General features: G+C 52.7%; 1 protein-coding gene. It reads right to left on the reverse strand.

The genetic code is table 11. The features are described 5' to 3' along the window. Positions 1–338, reverse strand: a 338-nt coding sequence (locus AC1RPN_RS08375; RefSeq protein ID WP_481763742.1) for a hypothetical protein, incomplete at its 3' end; no start/stop codon positions are given. Between the last annotated feature and the right edge of the window lie 125 nt (positions 339–463).

Consider the following 463-nt stretch of genomic DNA (forward strand, 5'->3'; position numbering starts at 1 on the left):
GGGAAGTACGGGACGATGACCATGTGCGGAAAGTACAGATCACCGTAGAACTTATTCAGCTCCGACTCACGCAACTCTGCTGCACGCTCCACCATCTCTTCGCTATAAAGCGGCAGCACGAGCGACGAGGACTGCAATGTCGAATCGTAGTAGATGCCCATAGCACCGCAGTTAGCGAGGAACGTGCGTTCGTGGTCTGGCTCACTCGGGGATTCTGAGATATTGAGGGACACGTAACACTGGCGCAAGTTCACATCAAAGGGACAACCCTTGAACAACCCTTGAAGGTATTGCAGTGATTCATAGGTAGGCACAGTGACCAAATCATAGAGCTTCATACTTCACCTTTAACAGAAACCCCAGTTCCGGAGTTGGAGACTCTTAGCTGGGAATGCGGACGTAAAAGCGTCCAATTCAGGCTCCCGCATAATCCAGTGCCAGACGTGGCCCCGGAGCGGCATGC

The sequence above is a fragment of the Dellaglioa sp. CoH-57-MRSF-20 genome, from assembly GCF_056781955.1.